Raw genomic sequence first — 14,376 nt, 5'->3', positions numbered from 1 at the left:
AATGGACGAACATAAAAAGCATCCTGTAATTACCGTCTTACTGAGGGAAATCGCACGAATCAAACAGAATCATGCCTACCGTTTTTTGCTGTTCGGCGGGCCGATAATTGGCATCTTTTTGCTGTTTTTTATTTTCAGGCAGGGCACTGCCCGTGATTTCTCCATCGCAGTGGTAGATAATGACAACTCTGTTCTTTCAGTAAAAATAAGCAATGCTCTAAATGCTGCACCTGATGTGGCAGTGACCCAAAAACCTGTTGACATTTTTCAGGCCCGCAAACTTTTGCAACAAGCATCGGTTGATGCCATCGTCTTACTTCCAAACGATCTGGAGAAATCCGTATTTCAAGGAGTTGAAGCTTCTGTACCTGTTTACATCAACGGCACCAATGTGCTAAAGGCAGGAATCATTCAAAGTTCGGTTCTTACCACTCTAAAGACTGTTTCGGGCGGCATACAGCTAAAAAAACTCATGTTATCAGGGAAAAACAGGGAACAAGCCATGGCTCGGGTTATGCCGGTCAGCATCAGTAAGCATGTGCTTTTTAACCCTTATACGAATTACAATTACTTTCTCAACTCTGCCTTGCTGTTTGTAATGCTGTACTTATTCACATTCCTTTCGTCGATATACACTTTTGGAAATGAACTAAAGCTAGGTACCGGACCGGCCTTACTGGAGGCGGGTAACAACAGTATTCGTCTTGCAGTGCTTGGGAAGATGCTTCCATACACCCTCATATTCTGGGGATGTGCCATGGTTATAAATTATCTTTTATATGTGATTGAAGGTTTGCCACTAAATGGAAGTTATACTTTCATTTTTATTAGTCAGCTCATCACTGTTTTAACCTATCAAATGATGGGTGTGATGCTGGTAGCCATTACCCGTAACCTGCGATTGTCTTTGTCGCTTGGAGGGGCCTATATAATGATGGGTATTACCTTCTCCGGTTTAACCTTCCCCACTGAAGGAATGCCCCTCCCCGCCCGCTTTTTAACCGTATTATTTCCATTTACCTGGTGGGAAAAAATCATGATCTCCCAGTCGTTTCGCGGAGCGCCTGTAAGAGAGGCCTTGCCATACCTCTGCTACATCCTGATTTTCATGGCCGTATCCATTGCCTTTTTACCGCTATACAAACGCTGTTTAAAAGATAAACGGTGCTGGGGTAAACAGTAAATAGTGCTTGCAGGAAAACGACAATTGCTGCGCCATACTTGTCTTAAAAACAGTCATTTACGGAAAGTAAACTCCTGTTTTTCAGCCATCGCATGCCATGCACTTGCCGCCTTCTTATCAAGCACGCGTAAAAAGCATGAGTTTTCTTGCTGACACTAAATATTTAAGATAATGCAAGCAACAAAGAACAAAATCAACAACATAGAACTGACAGCAAGACATTTGCTACAAGAATTAAAAGCCATCTTCTCTGACAGTGGAGCGATATTAATTCTTATCGGGGCAATGATTATCTATCCTATCATTTATTCCATCGGGTATTCCAATGAAATTCTGACCGATTTGCCTGTTGGAGTGGTTGATCTGGATCAAAGTGCTTTGAGCCGCAAGTATATGGCAATGCTCGATGCCACGCGGGAGGTAGAAGTAACCATGGAACCACAAAACCTCAAAGAAGCTGAGCAACTGTTCATGTCAAACAAAATTACCGGGGTTATCCTGATTCCGAGGGACTTCCAGGAGGACATATTAAATGAAAAACAGACCAATGTAGCAGTCTATGCCGATGGTAGCTATTTCCTGAAATACAAAACCCAGTTTATGGCAGCCTCATATGTAAATGCCTACTTCTCTGGCGGCATTTCGGTAAAACGCTACCTCACAGAAGGCAAATCACTTGAGCAGGCTGCTATTTCCAGCAATCCTCTTGATGCACAAACACATATTCTTTACAACCCCGCCTCATCATACGGCAGTTTTATTATGCCCGGATTAATACTCCTCATTATTCAACAGACTCTTCTGATTGGTATCGGAATTATGGGAGGTTCTTTCTCCGAATCGAAAAAATCTCCATTTGTACTGCCCCCTGACAAACGCAGAAAAGAATTAATACCACTGATCTTCGGCAAAACCGGGGCTTATCTTTTAATTTCGCTGCTAAACATTGGAGTGGCAGTTGTACTGGTTCACGACTGGTTCAATTTTCCCGACAAATCGAATATAACAGAAATATTAATGTTACTTTTCCCATTCCTGCTTGCAGTAATATTTATGGGAATCGGACTATCTACCCTGTTCAAACATCGCGAATCGTCCATTGTATTTATGCTGTTTCTGTCGCCCATTGCCCTCTTTTTAAGTGACATTTCCTGGCCTGTATCTGCCATACCTGACTGGCTGGTGGGATTATCAAAGATATTTCCCTCCACCACAGCCATTCCGGCATACTTAAAATTAAGGACCATGGGAAACGACTTGTCAATGGTAAAAAACGAGGTGTTATATTTGTATGCACAGGCAGCAATCTATCTGGCTTTGACTATCATCTACTTCTTTGCAAGAGTCAAAACCTCTTTCAAACGCCAAAGGGTCACGGTCACCACCCTCAAGTAGGCTACCCTGGCGCAATCGGGTTTTCCCCCTCCAAACGCCAACCGGTCTCCACGCTCAAATAGGCCTGGGGTGACACCGTCTGGTTTTTGGCCAACGCTTTAACCTTTTCGCCATCCTTACCCCATGCCCTTTGCTCTGTGCCCTCTGCACTCTCACTCTCACTCATCCCTCAGCGCCTCCACAGGATTACGAGTCGCCGCCTGCCAGCTTTGAAAACTAACAGTGGCCAATGCAATTGCCAAAGCCAAGACACCTGCCAGGGCAAATATCCACCAGCTCAGTTCGGTTTTGTACGCAAAGTTTTGCAGCCATTTGTGCATAGCGTACCAGGCAATGGGGGTAGCGATTACAAAAGCAATGGCTACCCATTTCAGAAAGTCTTTATTGAGCAAAGTCAGAATTTCTATTTCATTAGCACCATTTACTTTGCGAACCCCTATTTCTTTGGTGCGACGTTCCATCACAAAATAGGTCAACCCGATAAGTCCAAAGCATGAAAGAAGTATAGAAATAAACGTGGTATAAAACAGGATTTTCTGAAACTGGAAGTCTTTAGCGTACAATGCTTCCCAGGATTGATCAAGAAAGTGATATTCCATGGGGAAATTGGGTGAAAGTTGATTCCAGGTTTGTTCCACCTTATTGAGAGTCTTGCTAAATCTGGAGAAATTGCCGGCATTAATTTTCAAATAAAGCACCTCATCGCATTCGCCCGAACACATATAAATTGCAGATCGTACAGGGACATGCAGAGATTCAAAATTAATATCCTTTGCAACTCCTACAATTCTCCCATCTCCGGGCGCTGAAGTAATCATCCTGGCATCTTCAAGATTTTGAATATTATATTCTTTTCGTACAGTCTCATTCAAGATAAGATCCGACTTCTCTTTCGAATAATCGTCAAAACCAGAGCCTTCAGTCAATTCAATCCCAAAGAAATCGAAAAAGTTTGGTGTCACCGCCAACTTCGAAAAAGAAATGTCATACTTATCTCCCTTATTTATAAATTCCCGTCCCCAGTTTTGATCATTATTCACAAGCACATTTTCAGAGAAGGTATAGTCAACAATTTCAGGAATAGAATTGAGTTCGTTTTTCAAAGCATCAATATTCTCATAAATATCATCGTTGATGCTAAAATAAACTATGTTTTCCCTGTCAAACCCTGCATCCTGTCCCTGCATGTAACTATTTTGCCGGTTTATCAGCAAAATGGCAGCAATTAATGCAATAGAAACAGAAAACTGAAAGACCAGTAAGCCGTTCCTGAACATGTTGCTTCTTTTGCCGGAAACCTGTTTTCTCAGCAGTAAGGTTGGCGATAATTTACTAAAAAAATAACCTGGAATAATGCCTGTCAGTACCATCATGAGGCCAAGCATTACCATGGGAAGCACCAAATATTCAGGTTTGAGCAGGCTAGCCTTTGTAAACCCCGAATTGGTCAGATTATTAATCCAATCCAACGAGGCAAGCACCAAAACAATGGATAGCATCACTGAAAAGACCAGAAGCAAACCGGATTCAATGGTAACCTGTTGAATGATTCTTCTGCGGCTACTCCCCATCGTTTTTAGAATACCTACATTTTTATACCTCTTTTCTCTTTAGGCCGTCACCATATTTATGTAGTTAACACATGCCAGAAGAAGGATAAGCAGACCGACTATTCCAATTATTGAGAGGGTTAGGGGGTCTCCATGTTTCAACAAGGCAAGCTCATGCAAATAAAAATAAACCTGACTGAAGGGAAACAGACTGAAATCGATCTCTTTCTTAAAGTCATCAGGAACTTTGTCCAGCGAAATATTCTCAAGCTTATTGTTCACATATTCTGCAGAGGCATTGTTGTTAACCCGGACAAATGCTTTATAGTTCTGAGTTCCCCAATCCTGCATGTTATCGACGTACCAATCCAGTTTATAGTTGGTCTGAAATGAAAGGACGGCATCAAAATCCCAGGAAGAATTCTGCGGAAAGTCTTCAATTACAGCGCTTACTTCCAATTCCTCATTTTGGAGGTAAGTAGCATTGTAGGTCACGGTTTTGCCAACGGGGTTTTCTTTTCCGAATATCTTTTCTGCCAGCGAGCGGGTAATAACCACTTTGTTGGTGGTATTTAAGGCTTCGCCCGGGACTCCCCATACAGGTTCAAACTGAAAGACGCGAAAAAAACATGAATCTGCGGTCAACATTTTCTCCACTTTAAAACTTTGATTTTCTTTTTCCAGAAAGACCTGAGAAGACCAGTCAACCGTACAATAAGTAACCTTATCAACTTCAGGAACTTCCTCTTTAACCAGATTCACCATATATTGTGACAGATAAGTGCTGCTATTATTGGTGAGACAAAAAACATTCTCTACCTGAGGGATAAATTTATCGGTACTCCGCTCTTTCATAACAAACATGAGAATGAGCAAACTAACAGTAACCCCGATTGTGAGCCCTGTAAGATTAAGGATACTTACTGTCTTGTTTTTCAACAAACTCCTTAAAGCCAGCTTTACATTTTTAAAAAACATCATCTTATTTTTTTCTCAGATTATTAAAAAATATCATATCCTTACACTGGTGTCCAGTTAAAGAGTTCAGATTTCTTCACTACGTTCAAAATGACAACCACTTAAGGGGATAGGCATTTGCAAAGACAGATAATGCTCAATGTCTCCAGAAATACCGTAAAAGCTCCATCCAACCATTCCGCCCTTCTACCCTCTGACCATTCAACTCCATGCTCCCTCTCCAAACGCCAACGGGTCGCCACGCTCAAAATGGCCTTCGCTGACGCAGTAGGTTTTTTGGCCAACGCTTTCACCATTTAACTTTTTCACCATCCTTCCCCTCTACCATCCTTGCCCCATGCCCTGTGCTCTGTGCCCCCTCACTCATCTCTCAACGCCTCCACAGGGTTCCGTATTGCTGCACGCCAACTGTTCCAACTGACTGTAAAAACCGCTATTGCAAATACAATCAGGCCTGTTAGAAAAAATATCCACCAACTCACAGAAGTATGGTAAGCAAAGTTTTTCAACCATTCAGTCATTCCCCACAATGTAAAAGGCACCGCCAAAAAAAAGGAAATCGCAACCCATCTCAGCAAACCTTTATTAAGCAACCATACCACCTGAGAAACCAAAGCTCCGTTCACTTTTCGGATACCTATCTCTTTGGTGCGGCGACGGACTGAGTAACCGGAATAAGCAAAAAGGCCGGTAACGGCAATAAGCACCGTTAATATGGCAAACCAACCAGTTACGGATAACAACCGTTCTTCAGACTCATATTGCAACCTCAACTGCTCATCAAGGAAAATGGGTTCAAAAGTCGGCCCGGGGTAAATCGAAGCGAAAGCCTTGCCAATGCCCTCCATAACCTGCTGTTCCTTTCCGTCATCATATTTGACCAGTAAGAACCGATGAAAAGTATCTGTCAGGCCCTGCACAAAAAAGGCGAAGTTTCCAACCTCGGAATAAAGCGAATTGTAATGAAAATCTTCCACCACCCCACTCACAAAAAAATCAATCTTTTCCGGAGAATCACTATCGGCTCCCGGGAAATTTCCCGAAACAATATCCTCGTGCGAATATGACTGTCTGAGGGTGTTGTAAAATGATTCATTAATCAGAATCGAAAAATCTTTATTCGAATTGAATGTATCTTTCACTTTAATATCCAAAGTTTTCATTACATCAGGCCCCACCATAGCAAACTTAAAAGGGATGTTCTGATTGTCTGTTTCCAGATTAAGATCCTGAAGGCGGAATCCCGGATAATGCTGAGCAGTTGCTGCATGCTCAACTCCCGGTATTTTTAACACTTCTTCTTTCAACACCTTTATTTTTTCATTCCGGGGCCCCGAAACACGGATAATAGCAACATTTTCGGGGTTGTACCCCAGATCTTTATCCCGGATAAAGTCAATTTGTTTGTTCAGTAGTAATCCAAACGCAATCAATCCTGCCACGATGGCAAACTGAAACAACAATAAAGGAAACAAACTCTTCATTCCATCTGTAGAAAGGGCTTTTTCTCTTTTAAAAACATTTCTCAAATCACTCACTCCTGCAACAAGAATCACTAATACTGAAAGAACCAAAACATGTCCCCAAAAAGCGGCATTTCCAAAATCTACCGTCCAGCCAACAAAAAAGTCACTTATCAAACCTGAAGAGAAAAGAATAATCATTATTGCCAAAAAAGCCCCTATTAAGACCAATATCTTTACTCTCCAAAGGTGATACAACCAGATCCGGGAACGCGAACTGCCCATAATTTGCATGATACGGGATTGTTTCTGATTAGATTCCCTGATTGTGACGTCCATAACCAGGAAATTGAACAATGCAGTCATAAACAGAAGCAGGCCCACAATCAGCAAAATATTCAAATGAGATTGCCTGACTGCAACAGAAATATCACGAATCATTCCGGGAGAAAAATGAACTTCCCGAAGTGGCTGAAGTCTGGACTCAAATGCCTCCAGCGGCGGCCCTTGAGCATCACCAATCAGAGGTTTCAGCAATGAGTTGAACCTACCAGTTAAAGCTTCGACATCAGTATTATCATAAAGCGTTAAAAAAACATACGCTCCATAAACCTTCATCCTGTCGATTTGATTCAACGTTTGTTCATAATGCCCGAACTTAGAAAAAATTAAATCATATTTCAGATGAGAATTTTCCTGATTCTCTTCCCAAACACCCCCCACCCGACAATTACGGTTTTGCGCCTCCTCCTGTACATTATATTTAACCTGCACCATTTTCCCAACAGGATTTTCATCACCAAATAAATTTCTTGAAGTACTCTCGCTCAACAAAACCGTATTGGGTTCTTCAATAGAAGATACATCACCTGATTTCAGATTTATCTTAAAAAACTTAAGAAACCGGCTGTCTCCATAAACCGGATCGGTAATTCTTACTTGTTTCTCACGAGCCAGCAAATCAAACTGCTCATCATTTTTGTAGAAAGTTGTGTAAGTCTCTATTTCGGGTTGGTCTTTCAGCGCTTTATCGAACGCGGAAAAAGTGGAAGCCCAGAAGGTGCCATTGTCAATTCGACTGATAATTCGGTAAGTCCTGTCAAAACCGCCCACATGCCGATCGAATGAGTTGTGATACCTGACAAACGCAAAAATTACCAAAGCCACAGCCATGGCTATTGTCAATCCAACCAGGTTGACAGTCACAAAAAATTTATCTTTCAACAAGTGCCGGATGGCTAATTTTAGGTTTATCATATTGTTTGGTTTTTAGTAGATAAACTGGTGAACTGATGAGTTAATACCATTTCCCCTTACTACCCTTTGCTCCCTGCTCTTTGCTCTGTGTTCTTTTCCCCATGCCACTTACTCATATCGCAGAGCTTCAACAGGATTCCTCCTAGCCGCCCGCCAGCTTTGCCAGCTTACCGTCAGCAACGCAATTCCCAACGCCAGCAACCCTGCCAGCGCAAAAATCCACCAGCTCAATTCGGTTTTGTAGGCGAAGTTTTGCAACCATTTGTTCATGGCGTACCAGGCAATGGGTGTGGCTATGACAAAGGCAATTGCTACCCATTTAACAAAGTCTTTGTTGAGCAGGGCCATCACCTCCCATATTTTAGCGCCGTTAACTTTTCGGATGCCGATTTCTTTGGTCTTTTCATTAGAAATATTCAGCACAGTTCCCAATAAACCAAAACAAGAAATCAGGACTGCAATCAGACTGAAAAGTCCAATTGAACTTTTAGCTTTTCGTTCCTTCTCATATAACATAGTCACCCGGTCGTCAAGAAACGAATAGTTCATATATTCATTCTCAGCTACTTTACTCCATGCCGTATTAATCTCACTCAACAGAATATTCCTATTTGATTCGGTTCCTTTTATTTCGATATATCGCCAGTAATCACCTTTTTTAATAGGCGAAAATAAGAGCGGTTCAATTTCATGATGTAATGAGCGAAAGTTAAAATCTTCAACCACACCTATGACTTTCACCTTTTGAGTTTTGGATAAATCATTATAAAATTCTTTCCCTATCGGATTCTGAAATCCCATTTTTTTAACCGCAGCCTGGTTCAGAATAACAGCATTTTCATCACTGGCAATTTCTTCGGAGAACCACCGACCTTCAACCATCTTGGAATTAAATACTTCCTGAAAACCTATGTCGGTTAGGAAATAAGGGAAAGGATACGGGGTATCGTCAGGCGAATCAACAGGAATATAACTTCCAGTATTCATTTCATTAAAAGGATAGGAATTTGAACAAGCAACTTCCTTTATTAAAGGAGATTTTCTAAGTTCATTCTTAAAGGCATCGTAATGATTCCTTATTTTGTATGCCTGATTAATAACAACCACGTTTTCAGTGTCAATCCCAAGGTCAAAAGCAGATATATATTTTAGTTGTTTGTAGATTCCGGCTATACAAATTAACAATATGATTGAAGCAGCCATCTGTGTAATCAACATGGCGCGGTTTAACCAAAACGTAGAGTAACCGACTGATTTAATAACGCCAGTCTTCATTGAGATTCGTCCAAAATAGAGTCCTAAAATTAGTCCAAACAAAATGGCAATCAGGCTGGCTATAAATAACAAGGCGGCAAAAGGGAAAATATAGTTAGTTAAGGCGATATTTGATAAGTCCAATAGAATCTGAAGGTCAAGATTAAATACAAAAACTGAAATCACGGAAGCAATCAAAAAAGAGAAAAAGGTATAAACAAGATTTTCAATGACAAATGCGCTGGTAATATCATTTTTTGACCCTCCCAGACACCGTTTGATATTGAGTTGAAATTGGTGCTTCTTTCCCTTCGAAAAAGCAAATCCCATGAGGTTAAAATAGGCAATGAGCAGTAACACCAAAACCATGATTAAACTAATATAAATTACTGAAATATTGCTTTCATTTTCAAAACTTGACACAAAAGAACCTTGTAAATGAATGTCGGAAACTGGAATAAGTTTAAGTTCCAATGAATTCTCATCATCAAAAACAAAATCCAAATTGTAATGCGTTTTGAGCCATGGCACCCAATAATCGTTAATGATTTTTTGGGCCTTGTTTTCAAAATCTTCCTGGTCTATTCCTTTTTCAAATTTTATATACGTTAGAAATTCATAGCTTTCCCAACTGTAAGTATCGTAGTTAGGGACATAACTTTCTAGTGGCAACAATGCAGAGAATTTCTGATGTGAATTTGGTGGGTAGTCTTTAAAAATTCCAGCGATTGTGAAATCCCGGTCATTAATTTTTATGATTTTCCCAACAGAATTTAAATCGCCAAAAATCTTTTTAGAAAGCGATTCAGCAATATAAACTTCGACCGAGTGCTTTAAAAATGAAGTTTTACTTCCCGAAATTAAGTCAAGCTCAAATACATTGATAAAAGAAGGATCAGTCCAAATAACATTTTCTATAAAAGTGGTTTTATTATTTTCTGAAATGCTTACATCTAATTTATTTTTTGTTCTAACTGTATTTTCCACTTCGGGAAACAAATCTTTTAAAAACGTTCCAACAGCCAGGGGGCATTCTCCGTAAATATCCTTTGTCCCTCTATAAGTCTCATCAATATAAACATTGTAAATTCGTTCAGAACCTTCATGAAAACGATCAAATGACCTATGGTAAGTAATATTGCATACCAAGAAAATGGTAACAAGAAATGCAAGTACTAAACCTGCCAGTTTAAGAACCGATAAAGTTTTATCGTTCCTGACTTTTCGAAATACTATTCTTATATTTTTGGTCATTAAATAACGGATTAGTAAATCATTCATACCTGAGTGCTTCCACAGGATTCCTCCTCGCCGCTTTCCAGCTCTGCCAACTCACAGTCAGCAAGGCGATACCCAGTGCCAGAAACCCTGCCAGCGCAAATATCCACCAGCTCAGTTCGGTTTTGTAGGCGAAGTTTTGAAGCCACTCGTTCATGGCGTACCAGGCAATAGGGGTGGCTATGACAAAGGCAATGGCGACCCATTTTACAAAGTCTTTGTTGAGCAGGGCAAGGATCTCGGCAATAGAAGCTCCGTTCACCTTACGAACACCTACCTCCTTGGTACGCTTAACAATAGAGAAAAAACTTATTGCATATAGTCCAACACAAGCGATGGCAATGGCAATCAGGGTTAGCAACATAAGCAGTTTTTTTGCCTGCTGATCTTTTACATAATGTCTTGACAAAACCTCATCGTGAAACCTGTAATGAAATGGAATAGGAATTTCTGATTTTTCCCATTGCTCTGTAATAATACTTAATCCTTCTGCAATTCGATTGCCGCTGATCTTCACGTAAACCATCCCGAAATTATCCACACTTGTCATTACCAGGGGTTGAATGGGATGGTGTAATGAGCGGAAATTAAAGTCCTTAACGATCCCAATTACATCATAGTCTCCATCAACAATTACCCTTGTGCCTATCAGCGACCCTTCGCCCAAATAGTGATCTCTGGCTGTTTCATTAAGAACAACAGCTTTTTTATCCGTTTGCCTGTCCTTTTCGAAGAAACGCCCCTCTACCATTTCCAATTTGAAGGTGTTTATAAATTCATGGTCAACAGGCAGAACAGTAGTATGAAAATAGTTCCCATCCTCACTCGCTCCAAAGTAGGCACCATTCATACTTGGATCTTCACCAAAATAGGCATCACTCGTTGCAACCGATTCAATAGCAGTAAAGGTTTTCAATTGTTCTATAAAAGACCTTCTGGTTTCAGGATTCATTGGCCACATATTGAGTGTAATCACATTATCGGAATCATAACCCCGATCTTTGTTGACCATATAGTTCACCTGCTTCTGAACAATAAAAGAACTTAGGATAATTAATACTGCAAGGAAGAATTGGGCTATAACAAAAAGTTTCTTTACGGGGAAGCTCCGTCTAACAGGTTTTTGATCTCTGATTAGAAATAAAGCTCTTTTTTGGGAAATTTTCAGAACCGGAAGAATACTTGATGCTAAATTTAAGATGAGCAACCCAACAAGTACAGCACCTATGGTAATCAGATAATCCTTGCTTGTCAATGAAATATCAAAACCCAGAAATGCAATCAGATTTTCCCTAATCACACCATAAATCACTAAAGCTAAAGCAAATCCACTCAGCAGAAAAACAAGAGCTTCGTAAAGAAAGAACCGGGCAAGGTCATACACTGTAGCGCCTGATGTCTTTTTAATTCCAACCTCCCTTAGGCGCGTGGATACATTTGCTATTGTCAGGTTTACAAAGTTTATGGATGAGATCAGCAGAACCAGAAATGCCAGCGCAACAGCCCCGTAGATATATGTTTTGTTTGATGTAACTGCCGGGTCGAATTTATGATTGCTAAAATGAATATCTGTTAAGCGCTCTGCAGGAAAAAAAACATAAAGATTAGGATCATACATTAAATCGTTAAATGTTTTGGCCTTTGCTCCATCTATCTGGTTATCGTAATAAGTGTAAACCGTTTTTGTTAATTTAAAGTTTAACTCCTCAATATTGGTAACAGGTTTACTGGTTTTAAAGTATGTATAATAATTTTGTGAGCCCCAGCCAACATTCCCGGGGTTGGATTTCTGTAACGATTGGATAAGATTAATCCTCAAATGAAAATTCTTTGGCAAATCCCTAAATACGCCTGTAACAATAGCATCATCGCCCCCCAGTTTGATGCTTTTCCCTAAAGCATCATCGGCTGATCCAAAAATATTTTCTGCCAGGCTTCTGGTTATGACGACGCCATTCTGTGATGCCAGCGGATTGTCGATCCCTGTAATAATAGGGACACTAAAAAATGAGAAGAATTCAGGGTCAGTCCAAAAGACAGGGCCTCCATTAAAGGTTTCGTCATTATGGGTAATGGATGTTTCTCCCCTGTTTAACAACCTCACAGCCTCAGTAATCTCGGGAATATCTGCTACTATGGTTTGGGCCATTTCGGGGCTGGTTACTGCAAAACTTACATCCTGATCGTTCATTCGTCCCTCCATCAGGCATCGGAAAATCAACTCATGGTCGGGAATACTTTTATCGAAACTGGTTTCGTAGTAAACGTACCCGGCAACAAAAAGAACCACAAAAAATGAAATGCTCAGTCCAAAGAGCTTTGCGAAACTCATCACTCCGTTTCTGCGTGCATTTCTCAGGATTTGCTTTAAGTTGTGCAATATCATGGCTTTTATTTTTTAATCCATATCATTTATCAAAGCTAACTCTATGGCAGTTTATCGCTATTTCACCTTTTAACCATTCCACTCCTTCAATCGCCAACCAGTCGCCGCACTGACAAACGCCAAACGGTCGCCACGCTCAAATGGCCTACACTGACGCAGTTGGGGTTGTGGCCGATGCTCTTACCCAACCACCCTCTCACCATCCTACCATTCTACTTTTCTACCCTCCAACGCTTTACGCTCTGCTCATTTCTGATTAACCATACATCCTCAAATATCCGCAGAAACCTAAAGCCCCTCCCCGGCAGGGGTTGGGGAGGCCCTCTCATTCAGATCTCGTCCTCTTCGCTGTTTTCCAGCTTTCCCAGCTCACGATAATTGAGGTTGAGCTAGGCTTGATACTATTTCATCACTTTCAATTCTTCCGTCAGCAATTCTCACGATGCGCTTACCATAAGCCGCAAAATCCTCATTGTGCGTTACCTGAATAATGGTGATGCCTTCTTCGTTTAATTTTTGCAGCAGTTTCATAATTTCTTTTCCTTGTTCGGAATGCAGATTGCCGGTAGGTTCGTCGGCCAGCAAAAGTTTGGGCTTGCCCACAATTGCACGTGCAATACCTACCAACTGCTGTTGTCCACCCGAGAGTTGGGCAGGGAACAAATCTTTTTTGGCCACCATATTAAAGCGGTCAAGCATATCGGCCACCATGGATTGGCGTTCCTTGCTTTTTACACCTTTGTAAATCAGAGGAGTTTCGATGTTTTCGGCTACGGTCATTTCATCAATCAGGTGAAAAGCCTGAAATATGAAACCCACATAATTCCGATGAAATTCGGTTTTTTTCTTCTCTTTAAGCTCATGAGCTGGTTGGTCAAGGAAGTAGTATTCACCTTCGTTGGGCTCGTCTAACATACCGATGATGTTGAGAAGGGTTGATTTTCCAGCCCCGCTGGGCCCCATAACGGTAACAAATTCACCTTCGTTTATGGTCAGGTTAATGTCCTTTGACACATAAGTGCGCTGAAATTTGTTGTCGTAGTACTTGAAAAGGTTTTTTAGTGTAATCATAGTCAATAGATGGTTAGATTTTTAGAGATTTGATGTTAGACAAATCATATAATATTGACATTCTATGTTTTAACAAAAATTATCTTTTAGATATAAAGCATTGATTCATGTGTTTTTTCCAAAAGCTTAACGGATTATTGATAGCAGCATTTACTCTTTTAATTTATTACAAGCACAATACCAATGCAGATATGTTTCTATTTATCAACACTTTGATGTTTTACGCCCAGTGCTTGATGTAAAAGAATTTTACAGTGGCTGTAAAATAAGTTGACGGTAAGGAATTTTACTTTACCATGAATATTTCAAATAAATCAGGAAATTATTTGGCGATGACAGAGCGGAGGATTATTACAGGCATTAACGATTCGCTGGGCTTTTTTCCGGTGGTTTCCATTATCGGACCACGACTGGTGGGAAAAACGATTTTGGCCAAACAGATCCCCGCGAGCTTTTATTTTTAACTATTTACATAGATTGTCTGAGCCGCAACCTTAATCGCCAACACATCGCCAACTAGTCGCCGCACTCAAATGGCTTGCGCCGACGCAATTGAGTTTG

The 14,376-nt window shown here is 40.7% G+C and carries 9 protein-coding genes and 1 pseudogene; 3 read left to right on the top strand and 7 right to left on the bottom strand.

The genetic code is table 11. From position 1 onward, the window contains the following. The first annotated feature begins 1 nt into the window (after position 1). Together QZZ43_RS08010 and QZZ43_RS08005 are read left to right on the top strand one after the other, a co-directional pair. Positions 2–1,183, top strand: coding sequence for an ABC transporter permease (locus QZZ43_RS08010; protein ID WP_291857751.1), 1,182 nt, complete (start codon positions 2–4; stop codon positions 1,181–1,183). Positions 1,184–1,354: 171 nt separating this feature from the next. Further along, positions 1,355–2,578, top strand: coding sequence for an ABC transporter permease (locus QZZ43_RS08005; protein ID WP_291857749.1), 1,224 nt, complete (start codon positions 1,355–1,357; stop codon positions 2,576–2,578). A gap of 158 nt (positions 2,579–2,736) precedes the next feature. Here QZZ43_RS08005 and QZZ43_RS08000 read toward each other — a convergent pair whose 3' ends face one another. The 7 genes and pseudogenes from QZZ43_RS08000 to QZZ43_RS07975 all read right to left on the bottom strand — a co-directional run bounded on the left by QZZ43_RS08000 (position 2,737) and on the right by QZZ43_RS07975 (position 13,815). After that, entirely contained in the window at positions 2,737–3,765 is a 1,029-nt protein-coding gene (locus QZZ43_RS08000) for an ABC transporter permease (protein ID WP_367221381.1), read from the bottom strand. Positions 3,766–3,909: 144 nt separating this feature from the next. Further along, positions 3,910–4,173, bottom strand: a pseudogene (locus QZZ43_RS19600) (ABC transporter permease); the annotation flags it as partial. Positions 4,174–4,188: 15 nt separating this feature from the next. Then, on the bottom strand, positions 4,189–5,109 hold the full coding sequence (locus QZZ43_RS07995) for an ABC transporter permease (protein ID WP_291857745.1): 921 nt from the start codon (positions 5,107–5,109) through the stop codon (positions 4,189–4,191). A 356-nt stretch (positions 5,110–5,465) separates the two neighbouring features. Continuing rightward, on the bottom strand, positions 5,466–7,826 hold the full coding sequence (locus tag QZZ43_RS07990; protein ID WP_291857743.1) for an ABC transporter permease: 2,361 nt from the start codon (positions 7,824–7,826) through the stop codon (positions 5,466–5,468). Between the two features lie 108 nt (positions 7,827–7,934). Next, positions 7,935–10,334 (bottom strand): ABC transporter permease, encoded by a 2,400-nt coding sequence (locus QZZ43_RS07985; RefSeq protein WP_291857741.1) that lies wholly within the window; start codon positions 10,332–10,334, stop codon positions 7,935–7,937. A gap of 19 nt (positions 10,335–10,353) precedes the next feature. Continuing rightward, positions 10,354–12,744 carry an ABC transporter permease gene (locus QZZ43_RS07980; RefSeq protein WP_291857739.1) on the bottom strand — a complete coding sequence of 797 codons (2,391 nt, stop codon included), beginning with the start codon at positions 12,742–12,744 and terminating at the stop codon, positions 10,354–10,356. A gap of 369 nt (positions 12,745–13,113) precedes the next feature. Continuing rightward, complete coding sequence (locus QZZ43_RS07975; RefSeq protein WP_291857737.1) at positions 13,114–13,815, bottom strand: ABC transporter ATP-binding protein; 702 nt, start codon at positions 13,813–13,815, stop codon at positions 13,114–13,116. 296 nt (positions 13,816–14,111) lie between these two features. Between QZZ43_RS07975 and QZZ43_RS07970 the strand changes: the two genes are divergently transcribed. After that, positions 14,112–14,279, top strand: coding sequence for a hypothetical protein (locus QZZ43_RS07970; RefSeq protein WP_291857735.1), 168 nt, complete (start codon positions 14,112–14,114; stop codon positions 14,277–14,279). Positions 14,280–14,376 lie beyond the last annotated feature (97 nt).

It is taken from the genome of Marinilabilia sp. (assembly GCF_016278715.1).
Lineage (GTDB): Bacteria > Bacteroidota > Bacteroidia > Bacteroidales > Marinilabiliaceae > Marinilabilia.
The sequence above is the reverse complement of the archived record's forward strand: the minus strand, read 5'-3'. Positions and strand labels throughout refer to the sequence as shown.

Excerpts from the sequence above, each read along its gene's own strand:
- QZZ43_RS08010 (WP_291857751.1), top strand. The coding sequence starts at position 2 with ATGGACGAACATAAAAAGCATCCTGTAATTACCGTCTTACTGAGGGAA.
- QZZ43_RS08005 (WP_291857749.1), top strand. The coding sequence starts at position 1,355 with ATGCAAGCAACAAAGAACAAAATCAACAACATAGAACTGACAGCAAGA.
- QZZ43_RS08000 (WP_367221381.1), bottom strand. The coding sequence starts at position 3,765 with ATGCAGGGACAGGATGCAGGGTTTGACAGGGAAAACATAGTTTATTTT.
- QZZ43_RS07995 (WP_291857745.1), bottom strand. The coding sequence starts at position 5,109 with ATGATGTTTTTTAAAAATGTAAAGCTGGCTTTAAGGAGTTTGTTGAAA.
- QZZ43_RS07990 (WP_291857743.1), bottom strand. The coding sequence starts at position 7,826 with ATGATAAACCTAAAATTAGCCATCCGGCACTTGTTGAAAGATAAATTT.
- QZZ43_RS07985 (WP_291857741.1), bottom strand. The coding sequence starts at position 10,334 with ATGACCAAAAATATAAGAATAGTATTTCGAAAAGTCAGGAACGATAAA.
- QZZ43_RS07980 (WP_291857739.1), bottom strand. The coding sequence starts at position 12,744 with ATGATATTGCACAACTTAAAGCAAATCCTGAGAAATGCACGCAGAAAC.
- QZZ43_RS07975 (WP_291857737.1), bottom strand. The coding sequence starts at position 13,815 with ATGATTACACTAAAAAACCTTTTCAAGTACTACGACAACAAATTTCAG.
- QZZ43_RS07970 (WP_291857735.1), top strand. The coding sequence starts at position 14,112 with ATGAATATTTCAAATAAATCAGGAAATTATTTGGCGATGACAGAGCGG.